This is a genomic window from Bradyrhizobium sp. UNPA324, from assembly GCF_006658635.1.
GTDB classification, from domain to species: domain Bacteria; phylum Pseudomonadota; class Alphaproteobacteria; order Rhizobiales; family Xanthobacteraceae; genus Bradyrhizobium; species Bradyrhizobium nanningense.
This window is the reverse complement of record NZ_LFJD01000004.1, coordinates 4,889,570-4,909,810: the sequence shown is the minus strand read 5'-3', so window position 1 is coordinate 4,909,810 and position 20,241 is coordinate 4,889,570. Positions and strand designations below refer to the sequence as shown.

Sequence of the window (20,241 nt, the reverse complement as noted above, 5' to 3'; positions counted from 1 at the left end):
GGAGTACTGGATGCCCCGCCTGCGCGGGCATGACTGCGGATGATGATAGCCCCCACCCTCCCCGCTGAACTCAAAGCCGCCCTCGACGGCAAGCTGCAAGGCTTCTCCCGCACCGACGCGGCCCAGCGCTCGCAAAAAATCTCGACCACCTATCGCGCCGGTGGCGGCTCCGGCGCGATCAAATCCGAGGCCGATGCGCTCGCCTACGCGCTCGCCCGCATGCCGGCGACCTACGCGGCTGTGGCGGCCAGCCTGAATGCACTCACCGAGATCGCACCGGACCTCGCGCCGGAGACGCTGCTCGACGTCGGCGCCGGTCCCGGCACCGCGAGCTGGGCGGCCGCGGAGGCCTTTCCCTCGCTGCAAGACGTCACCCTGCTCGACGCCAATGCCACCCTGAGCCGGCTCGCGCTCGAACTCGCACGTGACAGTTCGCGATTGGCGGAGTGCCGCTATCTGCCGGGCGATGCCGGCGGCAACCTCGCCGAGGTCTCGCAAGCCGATCTCGTCGTCGCCAGCTACGTCATCGGCGAGCTCGGCGAGAGCGAGCAGCGCGCGCTGACCGCGGCGATGTGGGCCAAAGCGCGCCACGCGCTGGTCGTGATCGAGCCCGGCACCCCCGCCGGCTACGCCCGCATCCTCGCGCTGCGTCAGCAATTGATCGCGGCCGGCGCCTTCGTCGCCGCGCCCTGCCCGCACGAAAGGCCCTGCCCGCTCGTCGCGCCGGACTGGTGCCATTTCTCCCAACGCCTGCCGCGCTCCCAAGCGCACCGCCAGATCAAGGGCGCCGAGGTGCCATTCGAGGACGAGCGCTTCATCTACGTCGCCCTGACCCGCACCCCGCCTGCCACGCGCGCCACGCGCGTGCTGGCGCCACCGGACGTCGGCAAGGCCGAGATCGCGGCGAAGCTCTGCACCGAGGAAGGTGTCGCGCTGGCGAAAGTCCCACGACGCGACAAGGCGGCCTATGCAAGTGCCCGGCGCTGGCGCTGGGGCGACGCCGTCATTGCCGAAAGTTAACCTCGTCCGGGGCTTTTGCCTTGAACGCGGGGGACTTCTCATCCGACCAAGTCTCACCTCCCCCTGTACCGGGCTCTCGTTCGGCGCCAATTTGGTCTATCCTAGCGGCCCGCCTTCTTCCCCCTTCAGGAGTTCTCCATGTCGACCGGCTGGATCGTTCTCGGCGTCATCGTCGTCCTCGTGTTTCTGGCGTTCAGCGCCTACAACCGCCTGGTGGCGCTGAGCCAGCGCGTCGGCCAGGCCTTTGCCGATATCGACGTGCAGCTCAAGCAGCGTCACGATCTGGTCCCGAACTTGGTCGAGACGGTGAAGGGCTATGCCTCGCATGAGCGCGGCACGCTCGACGACGTCATCAAGGCGCGCAATTCGGCGATGTCGGCGCAGGGTCCGGCGCAGGTCTCCGCGGCCGAGAACCAGCTGTCCGGCGCGCTCGGCCGGCTGATCGCGTTGTCGGAGGCCTATCCGGACCTCAAGGCCAATGCCAATTTCCAGCAGCTCGCATCCGAGCTCTCCGACCTCGAGAACAAGATCGCAGCAAGCCGCCGCTTCTTCAACAGCGCGGTCCAGGAATACAACACCGGCATCCAGCAGATGCCCGCCGCCTTGTTCGCCGGCATGTTCGGCTTCACCAGGAAGGACTTCTTCGATCTCGGTGCTAGCCGCACCGAGGTCGAGGCGGCGCCGCAGGTGAAGTTCTGACGTTATCTCACCTTCGTCATTCCGGGGCGCGTCGCAGACGCGAACTATGGTGCGCAGTTGCGCACCTGAGAATCTCGATCGAGCGACTGAGCTCGGGATTCCGGGTTCGATGCTGTCGCATCGCCCCGGAATGACGAGGATTAGGAAGCAGTCATGGCCGCGTATGGTCTCTACACGCACATCGCCTCGAACAAATTTCGTTCGATGCTGCTGCTCGGCGGCCTGTTCGCGCTGGTCTACGTGCTGGTCTATGCCGGTGCGCTGGTTGCCGAGGTCGTCATCAACGGCAATGGCACGGTCGCCTATTATCTGAGCCGTGCCTTCACCGACCTGCTCAAGGCCGCGCCCGTCGCGACGGTCGTGGCGGCGGCCTGGATCGTGATCGCCTATTTCTTCCACCAGTCGATGATCGATGCCGTGACCGGCGGCCACGACGTCACCCGGCAGGAAGAGCCGCGGCTCTACAACCTGCTTGAAAACCTCTGCATCTCGCGCGGCATCACCATGCCGAAGCTGAAGATCATGGAGAGCCCGGCGCTGAACGCGTTCGCGACCGGCCTCAATCCCAGGCAATATTCCATCACCGTCACTACGGGTCTGCTCGATGCGCTGAATGACAAGGAGATCGAGGCGGTGCTGGGCCACGAGCTGACCCACATCAAGAACGGCGACGTCCAGATGATGGTGGTCGCCGTCATCATCGCTGGCGTGGTCGGCTTCTTCGGCGAATTGTTCTTCCGCCTGTTCACGAATTTCAATTGGAGCTCCGGCTCCGGCGGCTCATGGTCTTCGGGCTCCTCCTCGTCGTCGCGGTCGTCCTCGTCATCGAGCGACAGCAAGAATTCCGGCGGCGGCGCGGTGATCGTGATCATCATCGCGATCGTGCTGATCGTGGTGGCCTGGCTGCTGTCTCAGGTGGTCAAGCTCGCGCTGTCGCGGTCGCGCGAATATCTCGCTGACGCCGGCTCCGTTGAGCTGACCAAAGATCCTGACGCCATGATCTCGGCGCTGCGCAAGATCGAGAATCGCGGCGAGCTGCCCGGCGCGACCTCGGCCGTGATGGAGCTCTGCGTCGATAATCCCCGCGAAGGCTTTGCCGATCTGTTCGCAACCCACCCTTCGGTGCAATCGAGGGTCGATGCACTGGTCAAGTTTGCCGGCGGCCATGATCCGGGTCCGCTACCGCCGGCCGAGGAAACGGACGAGCCCGAGGCGCAAGCCGACCAGCAGGACGCCCCGCCGCCGCTCAATCACGGCCCCTGGAACGATGCCAGCGGCCCACACGCTCCGCCGCACCCGGCCCCTCCGGAACAGCGAACAGCAACCCGGGCAATCCGATCGGCAATCCCATAGGCAATCCCATGGGTCCTTGGGGCCGTCATTAAGCATGCGGTGTGCCGCCATGCGCGGCAGTTTCGCCGCGATTGGGAAAAACTTCGGGAATTGCCGTTTCGACATGCCAAGGAATTGAATTCTCCCTTGTTTCTGCCATGTTCGCGCCCAACAGCAGACTTGGGACATCCTTGGGACATCGATTTGGGGCCCGGCCGATTGCGACCTCGCGATCGGGGGCGCGCGTTAGGGGACAGCAATGGCAAAGCCGGCAGTGGTTGTGGTGGGCGCGGACAAGGGCGGGGTCGGCAAGACCACGGTGTCGCGCACCTTGCTCGATTATTTCTCAGCCAACAACGTGCCGACGCGCGCCTTCGACACGGAGTCGCCGCGCGGAACCCTGAAACGCTTCCACCCCGACATCACCGAGATCGTCGACATGACGACGACGTCGGATCAGATGAAGATCTTCGACACACTCAACGCGGTGAGCCCGTCGGTGACGGTGATCGACGTCCGCGCCGGCCTGCTCTCGCCGGCCCTCGCCTCGCTGCGCGACATCGGCTTCCTCGACGCCGCCAAGGCTGGCCAGATCACGTTTGCCGTGTTCCACATCCTGGGACCGTCGATCGCCTCGCTGGAGGAGATCGCCGAGACGGCGGGCTTCATGACCGGCGCAAAATATTTCCTGGTGAAGAACTTCATCAACGACACCCAGTTCTTCCAGTGGGACCAGGCGACCTATAATTCCTATTTCCACCGCATCAAGGACGCGACCGAGCTGACCATTCCCAAGCTCAACGAAATGGCCTACGAGCAGGTCGAGGTGTCGTCCGTCCCGTTCCTGAAATTCGTCGCGAACAAGGGCATCAACGACGAGGCCGCGAACTATTCCTTCGTGTTGCGCGGCTATGTCCGGCACTGGCTTGCCAACGTCTGGAGCGAATTCGACCGCATCCGCCTGACCGACATCGTCGGTTCGAAGCCCGCCACCCGCAACAGCGAAAAATAGTTGCGGACCCCGGGCGGATACGGCTGGATTGGGCGGTGACTTCGCTCAGATAATAGTTCGTGATGCCCGCGACGCCCGTTTACATCATCTGCTCGCCCCGCCCGCAGGTCGGCAAGACCCTGCTGGCGCGGCTGCTCGCCGAATTCCTGCTGCTCAAGAACGGGAATGTCGCGGCCTTCGACGTCAATCTGAAGGAGCCGTCGCTGCTCGACTATCTGCCTGGGGTCACCGAGACCGCCGACGTGATCGACACCTACGGCAAGATGCAGCTGATGGACCGCGTCATCGTCGATGACGGAATTGCCAAGGTGATCGACCTCGGCTTCCACGCCTTCGACGAGTTCTTCAAGATGACCGACGAGATCGGCCTGTTGAAGGAAGCAGCACGCCGCCATGTCGCGCCCCAGATCCTGTTCGTTGCCGACACCGACCGCGCCTCGACCCGTGCCCATGAGATGCTGCGCGGGCAGATCCCGCGCATGAACCTGATCACGGTCGACAACGAATATGTGGTGCGCGGCGAGCTGCCGGCCGCGATGGCCGGCGGCCGGCTGTTGCGCCTGCCCGCGCTGCCCGGCTTCCTCAAGACCTATATCGATCGGCTGAACTTCTCCTTCACCGGCTATCTGCGCCAGGAGAAGGACGCCTCAACCGAGCTGCACCAATGGACCCGGCGGAATTACCTCGCTTTCCGCGAGCTTGAGCTCAGCCTGATCCTGCAACGGTCCTGAATTATTTTACCCGGGTAATATTGACAGAAGGCAGGCCTGCCGCTACTCGGGTTGCGCATCAACGTCCTCAACAAGGCCCGCCCCCATGAGCATCGACCGGAAGGCAGCGATCGCCGCCTACAAGGAGCGCAGGACCATTGCGGGCGTTTTCGTCGTGCGCTGCGCGGCCTCGGGCGAGGCCTGGGTCGGCCAGGCGCCCAATCTGGAGACGATTCAGAACCGCATCTGGTTCTCGCTGCGCCAGGGCAGCCACCCCTGCCGCGGCCTCCAGGCCGCCTGGACCGCGCATGGCGAGGCCGGCCTGACGTTTGGCGAATGCGAGCGTCTGGACGACGAGGAGAGCGCCTATGTCAGGAACGCGCTCCTGAAGGAGCGCCTGCTGCATTGGCGGGCCGAACTGAAGGCCGAGCTGATTTGACCGCTGCGGCGGCTCAGTGCCCTTCGAACGTCATCAGCGTGCGCACCGGCACGTCCATGGCGCGCAGCTTGGCGGCGCCGCCGAGCTCGGGCAGGTCGATGATGAAGCAGGCAGCGACGACGTTTGCGCCGATCTGGCGCAGCAGCTTCACCGCGCCTTCCGCGGTGCCGCCGGTGGCGATGAGGTCGTCGACCAGGATCACACGCTCGCCGGGCTGGATCGCGTCGACATGCATCTCCATCTCATCGATGCCGTATTCGAGCGAATAAGCGATGCGCACCGTGGTGTGCGGCAGCTTGCCTTTTTTCCGGATCGGCACGAAGCCGGCCGAGAGTTGATGCGCCACCGCCCCGCCGATGATGAACCCCCTCGCCTCCATGCCCGCGACTTTGTCGATCTTGTTGCCGGCCCAGGGATTGACGAGTTCGTCGACCGCGCGGCGGAAGGCCCGCGCATCCGCGAGCAAGGTCGTGATGTCGCGGAACATGATCCCCGGCTTGGGATAGTCGGGGATGGTGCGGACGCTCGCCTTGATGTCATGGTCAAAGGTCATTGGTGCCTCTCAATCGACACGCGCATCCAGCCGGAACGCGTTTTCAACAATACGTAGCCCCACCTCATTGCCGAGCGACATCAGCGATTCCGGATGGAATTGCACGCCGGCGACCGGCAGGGTCTTGTGTTCCAGCGCCATGGCGACGCCGTCCTCGGTGCTGGCGGTGACGGACAGCACCTCCGGCATGCTGTCGCGTTCGACATACAGCGAGTGATAGCGGCCGATGATGATCTCGTTCGGCAGATTGCGCATCAGGCGCCCGCCGCGCACCTGCACCCGCGAGGGCCGGCCGTGGGCGGGATGGGTGAGCTGCCCGAGCTCGCCGCCGAAATATTCGCCGATCGCCTGCACGCCGAGGCAGACGCCGAACACCGGCAGCTTCCTCTCAAGCGCCGCGTCGATCGTTGTCTTGATCCCGAAATCCTCGGGACGTCCGGGACCGGGCGACAGCACCAGCAAATCCCATGTCTTCTGCTTGAGCATGTCGAGCGCATGCACATAACGGACCACGGTGACCTCCGCGCCGACCTGACGGAAGTAATCGGCCAGCATGTGCACGAAGCTGTCGTCGTGGTCGATCAGCAGCACCCGCTTACCTGAACCGGTCGCATCCGGTGCGAAGGTCGACAGCGGCTTCGGCGGATCGCCACGCAGCGCCTGGAACAGTGCGGCGGCCTTGACCTGGCACTCGCGGTCTTCTGCGGCCGGATCGGAATCAAACAGGCAGGTGGCGCCGACGCGCACTTCGGCGAGGCCGTCCTTCATGCGGATGGTGCGGATGGTGAGGCCGGTATTGATGCTGCCGTCGAAGTTCACCGCACCGATCGCGCCGGCATACCAGCGCCGCGGCGAGCGCTCGTGATCCTCGACGAACTGCATCGCCCAGAGTTTTGGCGCGCCGGTGACGGTCACGGCCCAGGCGTGGGTGAGGAACGCATCGAGCGCGTCGAAGCCGGGGCGCAGCATGCCCTCGACATGATCGACGGTGTGAAACAGCTTCGAATAAGTCTCGATCTGCCGGCGCGCCAGCACCTTGATGGTGCCGGGGACGCAGACGCGCGCCTTGTCGTTGCGATCGACGTCGGTGCACATGTTGAGCTCGAACTCGTCCTTCTCCGAGTTCAGCAATTGGCGGATCTGCTCGGCATCGCCGATCGCATCGGTGCCGCGCGCGATGGTGCCCGAGATCGGGCAGGTCTCGACGCGACGTCCGTCGGAGCGCACGAACATTTCCGGCGAGGCGGAGACGAGAAACTCTCCCTCTCCCAGATTCATCAGCGCGCCGTAGGGCGAGGGGTTGATGACGCAGAGGCGCTGGAAGACTTCGGCCGGCGAGCGGTCGCAGGGCTCGGCGAACAGCTGTCCCGGCACGGCTTCAAAGAGATCGCCACGCGCGAAGGCGGCGCGCGCCGTCTCCACGGTGGCCTGATATTCGCCGGGCGCGTGATCGGCAAAGCCCTGGCGCGGCGTCTTCAGGTACGGGCTCTCGGCGGTCTCGCGCGGCAGGCCTGCGGTGGATTTGCCATTCCAGGCGAAATCGTAAGCGAGCACGACGCCGCGGCCGGTGGCGCGGTCATAGGCCAGCAGGCGATCGGGCACATAGAGCACGATGTCGCGCTGGTCCTGCTCGCGCGCGCGCTTCTGCTCGAGATCCTCGATCTGGAACACGAGGTCGTAGGCGAAGGCGCCGCACAGGCCGAGCAGCCCGTCGTCATTGGCGGAGAAGGCGGCGATGATGTCGCGCACCAGCGACATCACGCTGGCGCGCCGCGTGCGCTGGTCCTCATCGACCGGCGCATCGCCGCGGACGATGTGGCCGGCAAGGCGCACGGGCGTCTTCTCGGAGATCACGACGCAGGGCTCGCGCAGGACGTCGCCGAGGAAGGCGATCAGCACCTCTCCTCGCGCGTTGAGCGCTTCGAGCTTGAAATTGACGCCCGTAGTCTCGAGCTTGAGCGGCGGATCGGAGAAGCCGAGGTCAAAACTCTCGTAACGACCGGGAACGGTCGTGCCCGATGACAGCACCACGCCGCGGCGGCGGTCGAGCAGATTGATCAGGTCGTCGAGCCGGCTCGCGCCGCCGGTAAACTGCTCAGCCACGCGCGTGATCGCAAGCCCCGCGCGGGTCACATAGTCGCTTCTGGCCGGGAGGGCAAAGACTGTCCTGTTCATGTCGTCCTCTTACGAAACTTGCCGAGGGAACGCCACACAGGACAAACGATCAGGCCGCCGCACTGCGTTGGCGACCTCAGACGATTTGGGAAAGGAAAATCGCACCGGCCACCTCGTTAGGAGGTGCGCCACCAAAGACGGGCTGGGCGGACGGCGGTGCTCATGGGGGAACTAACACCACGGCGCGGGGGCGGCGTCAAGGGCGCTACCTGGGCTACCGGCTGGGGGGGCACGTCTTCAAACTGATCGATCGCGGGCACCGCCGATTGCTCGATGCGATGCAGCAGCGAAAGAATTTCCGTTTGTGGCAGTCAGCGTCTTGTTCTCAGGAAGCGCGATGTCGCTCTTGATCTCGGTCAGGTCCCGGCGAACTTCCGCGACGTCGCGCTCCAGACGTCCCAAACGCTCGGTATGGCGGGCCTGAGTTTCCAGAACCAAGTCCATCTTCCTGTCGAGCGAACGCAGAAACGCCAAGGTGTGGCTTGCCACCTTAGCGACATCATCATGCGTGTCTGGCTCGGCCATGACTCTAGCTCCGCTCCACTGCGGCAATATAGCGGAACGGATCCAGTGTAGTTGGTCTACATCGAGACGGAAAGTCGCTCTCACCGGAAGACCTTAGGGCCTCCTACCCCAAATGCCTGCGGAAAAACTCGGTCGCCCGGCCCCAGGCCAGCTCGGCGGCCTCGCGGTCGTGCACGGCCTGGCGCTGCTCGTTGACAAAGGCGTGCTCGGCGTCATAGCGGAAAAGCTCCAGCGACTTGCCGGCCGCCTTCATGGCCTTTTCGAAGCCGTTGACCAGCTCCGGCGTGCACCAATCGTCCTTGTTGGCGAAATGGGCCTGGAGCGGGATCTTGACGTCGGCAGGCTTGGCCGCCTGCTCCGGCGGGATGCCGTAGAACACGACGCCGGCCGCGAGCTCCGGAATCTTGGTCGCGCCGATGATGGTCACGGCCCCACCGAGGCAGAATCCGGTCAGACCGACCTTGGCGCCGTTGCGCGACAGATATTGCGTGGCGCCGCGCACCGTCTGCGTGGTGGCGTCCATGAAGTCGAGCGAATTCATCTCCTTGTTGGCGCTGTCCGTGTCGTGATACGGCACCACCTTGCCCTTGTAGAGATCGGGCGCCAGCGCATCGAAGCCGGCCAGCGCAAAGCGGTCGCACAGGCCCTTGATCTGATCCGACAATCCCCACCATTCCTGGATCACGACCACGCCCGGCGCGTTGCCTCGCGCGGCATTGGCGAGATAGCCCGAGGCGTCCTTGCCATCCGGGCGCTTGAAGGTGATGGCGGTTCCCATGATGTCCTCCGATGAGTTTCTGGGGGAGCGGTTGACGGGCATTTTGGCCGGTGCGAGCGGATGACGCAATCACCGCGCAAACAAACTCTCGTGCCCCGGATGCAATGCAGCGCGCCCCTGGCGATGCGGAGCATCGTCCAGTGCGACGTGATGCGTTGCTGATCTGGGGCAGCTATCGGCATTCCGGGTCCCGGCTCGCGCTTCGCGCGTCCGGGACACGGCCAACAAAAAAGCCCCTTTGCGGGGGCTTTTTCATTTGGTCTCGTCCATCGCCGCTCAATGCGAGTCGGCCCAGACCTTCTTCTTGGTGAAGTACATCAGGCCCGCGAATAGGATCAGGAACACGAACACCTGGAAGCCGAGGCGCTTGCGCGCTTCCATGTGCGGCTCGGCGGTCCACATCAGGAACGTGGTGACGTCCTTGGCATATTGCGCGACGGTGGCCGGCGAGCCGTCGTCATAGGTCACCTGGCCATCGCTGAGCGGCTTCGGCATCTTGATGGCATGGCCCGGGAAGTACTTGTTGTAGTATGAGCCCTCCGGAATGGTGACGCCCTCGGGGACGTGATCGTCAAAACCCTGCAGCACCGCCGAGACGTAGTCCGGGCCCTGCTCCTGGTACTGGCTGAAGAAGTCGAAGACGAACCAGGGGAAGCCGCGCTTATAGGAACGCGCCTTGGTGATCAGGGAGAGGTCCGGCGGCGCAGCGCCGCCGTTCGCCGCACGAGCGGCCTGCTCGTTCGGGAACGGCGACGGGAAATAATCCGCCGGTCGCCCCGCACGCTCGAACATGTCGCCCGCATCGTTCGGGCCGTCCTTGAGCTTGTATTCGGAGGCGAAGGCTGCCGCCTGCGCCACGGAATAGCCGGGCCCACCGGGCTCGGCGAGGTTGCGGAAGGCGACATACGACAGTCCGTGGCAGCTGGCGCAGACCTCCTTGTAGACCTTCAGGCCGCGCTGCAGCGCACCGCGGTCGAACTTACCGAAAGGGCCCGAGAACGACCATTTATTGCCGGGCGGCTGGTCGCTGCCCTCAGACGCCTTCGCACTGTCGACGGAGCCTGCGAACAACGAACCGGCGAGCGCCAGGACGATCGCGGTCGATACCATCGGCGTCGATCGGCTGCCGGTCTTGGCCAGCACCGCATCCGAAATCGAGTTCGGCACCGGCCGCGGCTTCTCGATCCGCGAGAGCAGCGGCAGCACGATCAGGAAGTAGGCGAAGTAGCACACCGTCAGGACCCGGCCGGCAACGACGTAGATGCCTTCCGGCGGCTGCGCGCCGAGATAGCCGAGCAGGATGCAGACCACGACGAAGATCCAGAAGAATTGCTTGGCCAGCGGGCGATATTTCGACGACTTCGTCTTCGCTGCGTCCAGCCAGGGCAGGAAGCACAGGATGATGATCGCGCCGAACATCGCGATGACGCCCGCGAGCTTGTTCGGGATCGAGCGCAGGATCGCGTAGAACGGCAGGTAATACCATTCCGGCACGATGTGCGGCGGCGTCACGCCCGGATTCGCCGGAATGTAGTTGTCGGCGTCGCCGAGATAGTTCGGCATGTAGAAGATGAACCAGGCGTAGAGCAGCATGAAGCAGGCCACGCCGAACATGTCCTTGATGGTGGCATGCGGCGTGAACGGGACCGTGTCCTTTTCCGACTTCGGCTCGACGCCGTCAGGATTGTTCTGGCCGGCGACGTGCAGCGCCCAGACGTGGAGCACCACGACGCCCGCGATCAGGAACGGCAGCAGGTAATGCAGCGAGAAGAAGCGGTTCAGCGTCGGGTTGCCGACCGAATAGCCGCCCCACAGCAGCGTCACGATGCTCTCGCCGAAATAGGGAATGGCGGAGAACAGGTTGGTGATGACGGTGGCGCCCCAGAAGCTCATCTGCCCCCAGGGGAGCACGTAGCCCATGAAGCCCGTGGCCATCATCAGGAGGTAGATGATGACGCCGAGGATCCACAGCACCTCGCGCGGCTCCTTGTACGACCCGTAATAAAGGCCGCGGAACATATGGACATAGACGGCGACGAAGAACATCGACGCGCCGACCGCGTGCATGTTGCGCAGCAGCCAGCCGTAGTTCACGTCGCGGACGATCAGCTCGACCGACTTGAAGGCGAGATCGGCATGCGGCGTATAGTGCATCGCCAGGATCACGCCGGTCAGGATCTGAATCCCCAGCATGAAGGAGAGGATGGCGCCGAAGGTCCACCAATAGTTCAGGTTACGCGGGGTGGGATAGGCGACGAACGAGGAGTGCATGAGGCCGAAGATCGGCAGGCGCCGCTCGATCCATTGCAGGGCCGGATTGCTCGGCTGGTAGTCGGATGGTCCGCTCATGATGCGATCCTGAGGAAATAGTACGACGAGACGGCGCGAAGCTTCGGACGAAGGCCCAAAGCTCAGCCGATCTGGATTTTGGTGTCGGAAACGAACTGATACGGCGGCACCGGCAGGTTCGCGGGCGCGGGCCCCTGGCGGATGCGGCCGGACGAATCGTATTGCGAACCATGGCAGGGGCAGAAGAACCCGTCGTAATTGCCTTCATGGGCGATCGGGATGCAGCCGAGATGGGTGCAGATGCCGATCACGACCAGCCACTGGTCGTGGCCCGACTTGACCCGGGCCTCGTCGGTCTCCGGATCGGGCAGGCTCGCGACGTTGACGCCGCGCGCCTCGTCGATCTGCTTCTTGGTGCGGTGGCTGATGTAGATCGGCTTGCCGCGCCAGAACACCTTGATGTCCTGGCCTTCGGCGACCGGGCTGAGATCGACCTCGATCGGCGCACCGGCGGCGATGGTCGAGGCGTCAGGATTCATTTGGGAGATGAAGGGCCAGAGCGCGGCCGCGCTCCCTACTGCTGCAGCTGCCCCGGTTGCAACGAATAAGAAATCACGGCGTGTCGGATGGTCCGCCGAAGACGCTGTCGTCACGATTCCAACCCTTTCTTCTTGCGCAACCGGTGGAACCGCTCCAGAGGGCGCCCATGAGGTCCCCGGAAAGGCTGCCGGCGCCCGCGGCCCCCCGCGGCGGCAGAACTTCGCTTATTCACCTCTAAACAGGCGAAACAGCAGTCCAGAATCGTTCTATTGGCACCCTTGCCGGGCGAGCGCAAGCCCGCTATCGGCGCGGGAGCGTGCCAAGCACGAATTCCCGGGCAGGCGATGTTTTATTGAGACATTTCCGCTCCACAACCAAGCCGCCACCCCCGATGCAGATAGCGCTTTTCCAGCCCGACATCCCTCAGAACACCGGCACGATTCTCAGGCTCTGTGCCTGCCTCGGACTCGACGCCCATATCATCGAACCGGCGGGGTTCCCGGTCTCCGACCGCGCGTTCCGCCGGGCGGGAATGGACTACCTCGGCCATGTCAGCATCGTCAGGCACGATTCCTGGCTGAAATTCGAGGAGTGGCGCGCCGGGCATGGCTACCGCCTGCTGCTGTTCACCACCAAGGCCGCCACCGACTATCGCGATTTCCGTTACCAGACGTCGGACATCCTGCTATTCGGGCGCGAGAGCGCCGGCGTCACCGACGCGGTGGTCGAGGCCGCGGATGCGCGGCTGGTGATCCCGATCAAAGCGGGGCTGCGGTCGCTCAATGTCGCCATGACCGCGGCCATGGCCGCAGGCGAGGCACTGCGACAGATCCGGAACCCGCAAGTTTGAAGGTTTAAAGGAGAGACGATTGAGTTACGCGGTCAAGGAAATCTTCCTGACCCTGCAAGGCGAAGGCGCCCATGCCGGGCGCGCCTCCGTGTTCTGCCGCTTTGCCGGCTGCAACCTCTGGAGCGGGCGCGAGGCGGACCGCCTTGAGGCCACTTGCAAGTTCTGCGACACGGACTTCGTCGGGACCGACGGCACCCTCGGCGGCCGCTACGGCTCGGCCGCCGAGCTCGCCGACACCATCGCCGCGCAATGGCGCGGCACCGAAGCCAACCGCTATGTGGTGCTCACCGGCGGCGAGCCCCTGCTTCAGGTCGACACCGCGCTGATCGACGCTCTCCACGCCCGCGGCTTCGAGATCGGCGTCGAGACCAACGGCACCATTGCCGCGCCTGATGGCCTCGACTGGATCTGCGTCAGCCCCAAGGGCGGCAGCGAGCTGGTGCTGCGCCAGGGGCATGAACTCAAGCTGGTCTATCCGCAGGCCCTCGCCGCGCCTGAAACCTTCGAGAACCTCGCCTTCGAGCGCTTCTCGCTGCAGCCGATGGACGGACCCGAGGTGATCGAGAACACCGCGCGCGCAATCGACTATTGCCTGCGCCATCCGCAATGGCGGCTCAGCGTGCAGACACATAAGTCGCTCGGCATCAGATAGGGACAGTTTTGTAGGGTGGGCAAAGCGAAGCGTGCCCACCATTCAGGATGACGATAAAAGACGTGGGCACGGCGCAAGGGCGCCTTTGCCCATCCTACGGCACACTCCGCGTGGTAAGCGACCGGGAATGAAGATGGACATGTCGACGATCGAAGACCGCAAGACCCACGCCCGCACCTGGTTCGAAGCCTTGCGCGACGATATCTGCGCGAGCTTCGAGCGGCTCGAGGACGACGCCCCGCAAAGTCTCTATCCGGGCGAAGCCGGCCGCTTCAAGCGCACGCCCTGGCAGCGTGCCGACCATACCGGCGCGCCCGGCGGCGGCGGGGTGATGTCAATGATGCATGGCCGGCTGTTCGAGAAGGTCGGCGTGCACTGCTCGACCGTGCACGGCGAGTTCGCGCCCGAATTTCGCGCCCAGATTCCCGGCGCGGCGGACGACCCGAAATTCTGGGCCTCGGGCATCTCGCTGATCGCGCATATGCGCAATCCGAACGTGCCCGCCGTGCACATGAACACCCGCTTCGTCGTCACCACCAAAGCCTGGTTCGGCGGCGGCGCCGATCTGACGCCGGTGCTCGACCGGCGGCGCACGCAGGACGATGCCGACACCATCGCCTTCCACGCCGCGATGAAAGTGGCCTGCGCGCAGAACAGCGGCGTTGCCGATTACGACAAGTACAAGAAATGGTGCGACGAGTATTTCTACCTGCCCCACCGCAAGGAGGCGCGCGGCATCGGCGGCATCTTCTACGACTGGCACGACAGCGGCGACTGGGAGGCCGACCTCGCCTTCACCAAGGACGTCGGCCGCGCCTTCCTGAAGATCTACCCCGAGATCGTCAGGCGCAATTTCGCCAGCGCCTGGACCACCGCCGACCGCGAGGAGCAATTGATCCGACGCGGCCGCTATGTCGAGTTCAACCTGCTCTATGACCGCGGCACCATCTTCGGGCTCAAGACCGGCGGCAATGTCGATTCGATCCTGTCGTCGATGCCGCCGGAGGTGAAGTGGCCGTGACGACGATGAAGCCCGCCCTGAAGCCGCTCCCCCGCGCCATGCTGATCGACATGGACGACACCATCCTGTCGGCCTATGGCCGGCCCGAGATCGCCTGGAACACGATCGCGAACGAGTTTGCCGAGGAGCTTGCGCCGCTGCCGCCGCCGCAGGTCGCGACCGCAGTGCTCGCCTATGCGCGGCAGTTCTGGTCGACCGCGGAGCCGATCTGGCGGATGAAGCTCGGCGAAGCGCGGCGGCTCACGGTGCGCGGCGGCTTTGCCGCGCTCGCCGCAGAGGGCCATCGCGCCCTGCCCGACGATCTCGCCGATCGCATCGCCGACCGCTTCACCACCTACCGCGAGGAAGCGATCTTCGTCTTCCCCGGCGCGCATGACGCGATCGACGCGTTCAGGGCACGCGGCGTCAAGCTCGCGCTGGTCACCAATGGCGCCGCCGAGATGCAGCGCGCCAAGGTCGAGCGGTTCGAGCTGACCCATCGCTTCGACCACATTCAGATCGAGGGCGAGCACGGCTTCGGCAAGCCTGAGGAGCGCGCCTATCTGCACGCGATGGAAGCGCTCGGCGTCACGCCTGCGGACACCTGGATGATCGGCGACAATCTGGAATGGGAAGTCGTGACGCCGCAGCGCCTCGGCATCTATTCGATCTGGATCGACGTCCATGGCGACGGCCTGCCCGAAGGCTCGACCGTCAAGCCCGACCGCATCATCCGCTCGCTGACCGAGCTGGTGCCGGGCCGCTCCTGAGCGGGCCATGAGACAAAAATCGAAAAACAACCCCATGCACAGTAGACGGCCCCTGCAAGATCAAGGGGTTACGGATTTTACGAATCGCCTTTGATCCGCCGGGCAAAACAGGGGTATGACGCCATCGTCGAAATTTGCGATGGACGGATTTTTGTCTGAGCCGCAGCCGCCGGCCCGGCGAGGTGGGCCAGCGCAATTTGCGGCAGCCCGCCTGCCTCACTTGACGTGAAATGCTTCACAAGCCGCAATCCGGGATTGCGGTAGCCTCTCCACCATGGGGCGTGGTGAGTTGGAGGCGACAATGGAGCAGGACCTTCCGAAGCAGACAGCGCGCACGCAACCGACGAATGAGGCGCCGGGCGTCTGGCAAAAGATCCAGGTCTGGGACAGCCGTCTGTCGGTCACCAAGGGCCTGACGGCCGTCACTCTGCTGACGGGCCTCGTCGGTGGATACTTCCAGTACATAAGCTCTTACGAGCAGAAGATAGGTGAGCAAGCCAAGGCCGACATGGACATGGCGACGCGAACCTTTCTCGAGATTTCGGACGCTTTCGCCGAAGTGCAGACCCAGCAGGAGACCATGCTGCCCGAACAATTCGGCTCGCTGAAGGCGCAGGTCAATCCGGCCTTCATCCCCGTGGACACGAAAGCGCTGGAGACATTCCCGGATTATTGGAAGGCACGCACGGCCCTGCTGCGGAACGGCGCCATCTTCGCACGCAAGGCGGAGATCTACATCGATTGGCCCAGCGACCTCGGGCGCGATGCGGCGGCGGAGCACACCCTCGACCAGGATCCCCTGACGGCGACGCTGCTGACGAAGTACAATTTCGATTGCGACGCCGAAGCCAATCTCCCGCAGTTCAAGGGAGCCATCTACAACGGAGGCGAGGCGAAGCGCCCCAGCGAAGAACTCTGCAACGACCCGACGGCCAATGGGCTGAAATCCTATGTCGATCTCTGTGCCCGGCGCGCGGACGGCGAGATCGACCCGCTGCAGAAGGTCGTGACCATCAACTGGTGGAGCGCCAAGCACCACGTCCTGGTGATGCACCATTGCTTCGAGGTGCTCCGGGACCAGCTGAATCCGCTGCAAGCCCAGGCGTTGGGCGGCGGCGACGGACCCAACGACCGCAAGCTCGACAGCATGAAGCCGCGGGACAGCAACGAGCACAGGCTGCAGCTTCAGGCCCGCCGGCTCGACGCGTTCATGACCTTGACCATGTCACAGCTGGACCGGATCAGGGTGCGCTACCGCCCGACCGGGTTCGTCTGCCACGTTCCGCTCGTTCGTGGCGCCGTCGGCTATTTCAGCAATCAGTGCCTGCCGAACCAGCCGATCACGGGCTAGCGCCCCTAGGACGGGACCGTAAGCTCGCCCAAATTCCTCCACCTGCCGACGTAACAACCCGCCGACCCTGCCCGTAGATGACCCTGCGGGCGCTTTCAGGCCAGGAAGCCAAAGGAAGGCGCGAGGGAGGCACGGCATCGTGAGTGGACAATTGAGCATCCGGCGAGCTCAGGCGGACGATTATGTCGCCGTTCGCGGTCTCGCGGACGCATTGGCGGCCCATATCGAAGAGCCGCCACCGCCTCTGACGCTCGACCGCTATCTCGCCTTCTATGTCCGAGAGCATGCGCCAGTGCACCTCTTCGTCGCGCTGCTGGAAGATCGCGTTGTCGGCATGATCGCGTGGATCCTGACCCACGAGCTCTACAGCGCCCAGGCCGGCATCTACATCAGCGACATTGCGGTGCATGCCGATGCGCGCAGGAAGGGCGTCGGCAGAGCGTTGATGACGAAGGCAAGGGAATGGGCCTCCGATCACGGCGTGACGAAGCTCGGCTGGGATGTCTGGAAGCACAATGCGTCGGCCATGGAATTCTATGAGCACCTGGGCGCGACCGTCGACACCGAGGCCGTGCCGCATCTCCTACTGCTGACGAACGTCCCAACCCATCCTGCGAACGGCCCCGCTCCCCCCGTTTTCCGGGTGTCATGACAACTTGCTAGCCTCGCGTCCGCTCGATCAAACTCGAAAGGACAATCCATGGAATTGAAAGCCGGCGATGTGGTGATGCTGAAATCCGGCGGCCAGCCGCTGACGGTTGCGGAAGTGAAGCAGGACGAGGTGCTCTGCCTCTGGATGGGCATGGAAGGCGACCTGTTCCGCGAGACGCTGCCTCTGGCCGTGCTCGACCGCGTGGAAATCGAAGACGAGGAAGAAGAGGACGACGAGGACGAGGACGAGGAGTAGGCACGCCTGAGACCGCATTCCGGTCAGGCTGGCCAGGCGTAAGCCAGGTGCGGTGTACCCCAACTTGCCGACATCCGATGACGGCGCCCGGACTTCGTTCACGGGCCACAAGGCGACATCATATCGTATGACTAGGCCGCCAACTGAGGCGGCCTCAGTCGTTCCAGATGCGTTCGCCGCATTCGCATTCGAACAGGTGGATGAGATTTCCGGTTTCCATGTTCAGTATCGCGCGAACCAGCACTAGCTGCTTGTCGCAGACACGACATTTCCGGTCCGAATTATTTTCGATCTCTGCGATCTTCTCTGCGCGGAGCAGGTCCATAGTAAAGTCCCCTCAAGACAGCAGCGATGCTACTCCATGAGCTCCGCAATTGGATCATACAGAGGTATACTTGCCGGTGCTTCGCCACCACCAAGGGGCCGATGGAACAGACAGGCAACCAGGTCCTGCGAACCTAGGCCCGCGTCGCCTCTGGGTCGTAAACTGTCGCGGACAGATGAGCCGGACGAACCCGTTTCGCGCTCGGAGGCCGACGCTTATGAGTGCCGGGCTCGATACTCAGTTTAGGCGCCAACGCCAATTGGGCCCGCTAGATCAAGAGTTGCCTCGCCGCCGCCGAGATCATCACCAGCCCGCCGGTGACGACAGCCACATCGAGGATCGCGGTGTGAATGTGCACCGGCATCCGCTCGACAAAGGCTTTTGCCAGGAACGCGCCGGGGATCGCGATCGCGCCGATCAGCAGCGCAAAGGCGAGCACCTGCGCGGTGACGGCGCCAGCGAGGCCGAACACGGAGATCTTGATCAGGCCGGTGCCGAGCGAGATCATCGCGTCGGTCGCGATCACGGCGGCGCCCTCCAAGCCGGCGGCCATCAACAGCGAGAGCAGGATCACGCCGGAGCCGGAGGTGCCGCCGACCAAGACGCCATAGCCGACAGAGCCGGCGGCAAGGCCGCTGTCGGAGATCTTGACCTCTCGGCGGCGGAGCACGCGGCGCAGCGGCACGCTCAGAATCAGCATGGTGCCGATCACGAGCGCGGCGCCCGCATTGGTCAGCCGCGTGTAGCCGTAGGCGCCGAGCGCGGTCGTGAGCGCGGCGCAGGCAAGCACGATCAGCGCGCGACGGCGGTCGGCGTAGCGCAAATAAGCAACCGCGCGGCTGCAATTGGTGAAGATGGCTGAGATCGCGATGATCGGCACCACGGGCTCGGCGCCGACCAGCGGCACCAGCACCAGCGGCATCAAGGCGCCGGTGCCATAGCCGGCGAGACCACCGATGATCGAAGCAAACAGCGCCATCAACGCGACCAGCAGGAGCTGAAAAATCGAGATGTCGGCGAAGGCTGAGACGATGGTCACGTTCTCTCGTCGCGGCTGATGCGGGCCGCAGCTTGATCGGCGATGGCAGCGAGTGCGGCTTGCTCTAAGGGAAAATCCGCCGCAAGCCAAGCGTCCTCGGCGAGTGTCAACACATGCCCGAGCCCGGGCCCTTCCGCCATGCCGCGGGCGATGAAGTCGGCGGCCTTCAGCGGAAATTTCGGCGCAGTCCAGCGCTGCGGCAGCTCAGCGAGCGCGCGCCAGCGCGTGGAGGTGACATCGCCGCCGCTCCTCGCCCAGCCGAGCAACACGCGGTCGTGATAGCGCTCGGCGCCGAGCCGGTAGAGCAATCGCCGTGCATTGGCTTCGTCCTTGATGGCGAGGCGCCACCAGCGGTGGCCCATCGAATCCAGCGCCTTGGTCTCGGCATTGGAGAGCCGCAGCCGCGCGGCGACGCGCTTGGCATCCTCGGTCACGGCGACGGTCAGCGCGGCGAGGCGCCGCGTGCTGCTCGCCGCGAGGCCGAGCTCGCGCTCGATCGCGATCATCGTCGTCAGCGGCCCGGTGTAGACGACGCCGCCGACCAGCGTCTGCAGCAGGCCGCCCTCGGCCATGGCCAGCGCGGCCGCGGATGCGCCCGATGCCACCAAGAGCTTCAACATCTCCATCCGCACCCGCTCGGCCGAGAGGCTGGCAAGGCCGGCGCGGCCGCGGATGCAGGCGAGATAGCCGTAGCGGTCGGGCTCGCCCGCGCCGAAAGCGGCGTGGATGCGGAAGAAGCGCAGGATGCGCAAATAATCCTCGGCGATGCGCTGGTCGGGATCGCCGATGAAGCGCACGCGGCGCGCTTTGGCATCCGCGATGCCGCCGACATAGTCGTAGACCACGCCCCTTGCGTCGACCGACAGGCCGTTCATGGTAAAGTCGCGCCGCTCGGCGTCCTTCACCCAGTCGCGGCCGAACGCGACCTTGGCCTTGCGGCCGAAGGTTTCGGTGTCCTCGCGCAACGTCGTGACTTCATAGGGGTGGCTGTCGATGACGAGCGTGACGGTGCCGTGATCGATCCCGGTCGGCACGCCCTTGATGCCGGCGGCCTTGGCGCGCCGCATCACCTCCTCAGGCCGCGCCGTGGTCGCGATGTCGATGTCGCCGGGCACGAGGCCGAGCAGCGCGTTGCGCACGGCGCCGCCGACCACCCGCGCCTCCTCGCCGTCAGAGTTGAGCAATTGCAGAACGCGCGCGGTCCCGCCCGAGATCAGCCAGGGCGCATCGGCAAGAACCGGCGCAAGTAACGGCTCTGCGCTCATCGTGCTGCCC

The 20,241-nt window shown here is 64.6% G+C and carries 21 protein-coding genes and 1 pseudogene; 13 read left to right on the top strand and 9 right to left on the bottom strand.

The window, feature by feature from the left end:
• Positions 1 to 39: 39 nt before the first annotated feature.
• The 6 genes and pseudogenes from UNPA324_RS23540 to UNPA324_RS23515 all read left to right on the top strand — a co-directional run bounded on the left by UNPA324_RS23540 (position 40) and on the right by UNPA324_RS23515 (position 5,212).
• Complete coding sequence (locus UNPA324_RS23540; protein ID WP_128916635.1) at positions 40 to 1,020, top strand: small ribosomal subunit Rsm22 family protein; 981 nt, start codon at positions 40 to 42, stop codon at positions 1,018 to 1,020.
• A gap of 138 nt (positions 1,021 to 1,158) precedes the next feature.
• Positions 1,159 to 1,719, top strand: a complete 561-nt coding sequence (locus tag UNPA324_RS23535) for a LemA family protein (protein WP_128916634.1) — start codon at positions 1,159 to 1,161, stop codon at positions 1,717 to 1,719.
• Between the two features lie 153 nt (positions 1,720 to 1,872).
• A pseudogene (locus UNPA324_RS23530) lies at positions 1,873 to 3,104 on the top strand (M48 family metallopeptidase).
• A 206-nt stretch (positions 3,105 to 3,310) separates the two neighbouring features.
• The gene (locus tag UNPA324_RS23525) at positions 3,311 to 4,063 is read left to right on the top strand and encodes a P-loop NTPase family protein (protein ID WP_128916632.1); all 753 of its coding nucleotides are present in this window, start codon (positions 3,311 to 3,313) and stop codon (positions 4,061 to 4,063) included.
• Between the two features lie 62 nt (positions 4,064 to 4,125).
• On the top strand, positions 4,126 to 4,794 hold the full coding sequence (locus tag UNPA324_RS23520; RefSeq protein WP_164935888.1) for a P-loop NTPase family protein: 669 nt from the start codon (positions 4,126 to 4,128) through the stop codon (positions 4,792 to 4,794).
• 85 nt (positions 4,795 to 4,879) lie between these two features.
• Positions 4,880 to 5,212 carry a GIY-YIG nuclease family protein gene (locus tag UNPA324_RS23515; protein ID WP_128916630.1) on the top strand — a complete coding sequence of 111 codons (333 nt, stop codon included), beginning with the start codon at positions 4,880 to 4,882 and terminating at the stop codon, positions 5,210 to 5,212.
• A gap of 13 nt (positions 5,213 to 5,225) precedes the next feature.
• Here UNPA324_RS23515 and UNPA324_RS23510 read toward each other — a convergent pair whose 3' ends face one another.
• From UNPA324_RS23510 to petA, 6 genes are all read right to left on the bottom strand, one after another.
• Positions 5,226 to 5,765 carry an adenine phosphoribosyltransferase gene (locus UNPA324_RS23510; RefSeq protein ID WP_018323310.1) on the bottom strand — a complete coding sequence of 180 codons (540 nt, stop codon included), beginning with the start codon at positions 5,763 to 5,765 and terminating at the stop codon, positions 5,226 to 5,228.
• 9 nt (positions 5,766 to 5,774) lie between these two features.
• Positions 5,775 to 7,940, bottom strand: coding sequence for an anthranilate synthase component I (locus tag UNPA324_RS23505; protein ID WP_141936142.1), 2,166 nt, complete (start codon positions 7,938 to 7,940; stop codon positions 5,775 to 5,777).
• A gap of 237 nt (positions 7,941 to 8,177) precedes the next feature.
• Positions 8,178 to 8,465, bottom strand: a complete 288-nt coding sequence (locus UNPA324_RS23500; RefSeq protein ID WP_128916628.1) for a hypothetical protein — start codon at positions 8,463 to 8,465, stop codon at positions 8,178 to 8,180.
• A 103-nt stretch (positions 8,466 to 8,568) separates the two neighbouring features.
• Entirely contained in the window at positions 8,569 to 9,243 is a 675-nt protein-coding gene (locus tag UNPA324_RS23495; RefSeq protein WP_128916627.1) for a dienelactone hydrolase family protein, read from the bottom strand.
• A 276-nt stretch (positions 9,244 to 9,519) separates the two neighbouring features.
• Positions 9,520 to 11,592: a cytochrome b/c1 gene (gene fbcH / locus UNPA324_RS23490; protein ID WP_141936140.1), complete on the bottom strand. Its 2,073-nt coding sequence runs from the start codon at positions 11,590 to 11,592 to the stop codon at positions 9,520 to 9,522.
• Positions 11,593 to 11,654: 62 nt separating this feature from the next.
• Positions 11,655 to 12,185, bottom strand: a complete 531-nt coding sequence (gene petA, locus UNPA324_RS23485) for a ubiquinol-cytochrome c reductase iron-sulfur subunit (RefSeq protein WP_128916625.1) — start codon at positions 12,183 to 12,185, stop codon at positions 11,655 to 11,657.
• A gap of 278 nt (positions 12,186 to 12,463) precedes the next feature.
• Between petA and UNPA324_RS23480 the strand changes: the two genes are divergently transcribed.
• From UNPA324_RS23480 to UNPA324_RS23450, 7 genes are all read left to right on the top strand, one after another.
• The gene (locus tag UNPA324_RS23480; protein ID WP_128916624.1) at positions 12,464 to 12,922 is read left to right on the top strand and encodes a tRNA (cytidine(34)-2'-O)-methyltransferase; all 459 of its coding nucleotides are present in this window, start codon (positions 12,464 to 12,466) and stop codon (positions 12,920 to 12,922) included.
• 19 nt (positions 12,923 to 12,941) lie between these two features.
• Positions 12,942 to 13,574 carry a 7-carboxy-7-deazaguanine synthase gene (gene queE / locus UNPA324_RS23475; protein WP_128916623.1) on the top strand — a complete coding sequence of 211 codons (633 nt, stop codon included), beginning with the start codon at positions 12,942 to 12,944 and terminating at the stop codon, positions 13,572 to 13,574.
• A 133-nt stretch (positions 13,575 to 13,707) separates the two neighbouring features.
• Positions 13,708 to 14,595 carry an oxygen-dependent coproporphyrinogen oxidase gene (gene hemF / locus UNPA324_RS23470; RefSeq protein ID WP_128917153.1) on the top strand — a complete coding sequence of 296 codons (888 nt, stop codon included), beginning with the start codon at positions 13,708 to 13,710 and terminating at the stop codon, positions 14,593 to 14,595.
• Positions 14,596 to 14,600: 5 nt separating this feature from the next.
• A complete protein-coding gene (locus UNPA324_RS23465) occupies positions 14,601 to 15,344 on the top strand; it encodes an HAD family hydrolase (protein ID WP_181769674.1) in 744 nt (247 codons plus the stop codon).
• A 301-nt stretch (positions 15,345 to 15,645) separates the two neighbouring features.
• Entirely contained in the window at positions 15,646 to 16,695 is a 1,050-nt protein-coding gene (locus tag UNPA324_RS23460; RefSeq protein WP_128916621.1) for a hypothetical protein, read from the top strand.
• Positions 16,696 to 16,846: 151 nt separating this feature from the next.
• Positions 16,847 to 17,347, top strand: a complete 501-nt coding sequence (locus UNPA324_RS23455; RefSeq protein ID WP_181769490.1) for a GNAT family N-acetyltransferase — start codon at positions 16,847 to 16,849, stop codon at positions 17,345 to 17,347.
• 48 nt (positions 17,348 to 17,395) lie between these two features.
• Positions 17,396 to 17,602, top strand: a complete 207-nt coding sequence (locus UNPA324_RS23450; RefSeq protein WP_128916619.1) for a YodC family protein — start codon at positions 17,396 to 17,398, stop codon at positions 17,600 to 17,602.
• A gap of 154 nt (positions 17,603 to 17,756) precedes the next feature.
• On the opposite strand, the gene UNPA324_RS35265 is transcribed toward UNPA324_RS23450, so the two are convergent.
• The 3 genes from UNPA324_RS35265 to UNPA324_RS23440 all read right to left on the bottom strand — a co-directional run bounded on the left by UNPA324_RS35265 (position 17,757) and on the right by UNPA324_RS23440 (position 20,231).
• On the bottom strand, positions 17,757 to 17,927 hold the full coding sequence (locus UNPA324_RS35265) for a hypothetical protein (RefSeq protein ID WP_164935885.1): 171 nt from the start codon (positions 17,925 to 17,927) through the stop codon (positions 17,757 to 17,759).
• A 268-nt stretch (positions 17,928 to 18,195) separates the two neighbouring features.
• A complete protein-coding gene (locus UNPA324_RS23445) occupies positions 18,196 to 18,966 on the bottom strand; it encodes a sulfite exporter TauE/SafE family protein (protein ID WP_128916618.1) in 771 nt (256 codons plus the stop codon).
• Positions 18,963 to 20,231, bottom strand: a complete 1,269-nt coding sequence (locus UNPA324_RS23440) for a CCA tRNA nucleotidyltransferase (RefSeq protein WP_128916617.1) — start codon at positions 20,229 to 20,231, stop codon at positions 18,963 to 18,965. The genes UNPA324_RS23445 and UNPA324_RS23440 overlap by 4 nt, the downstream gene beginning before the upstream one ends.
• Positions 20,232 to 20,241: the final 10 nt, after the last annotated feature.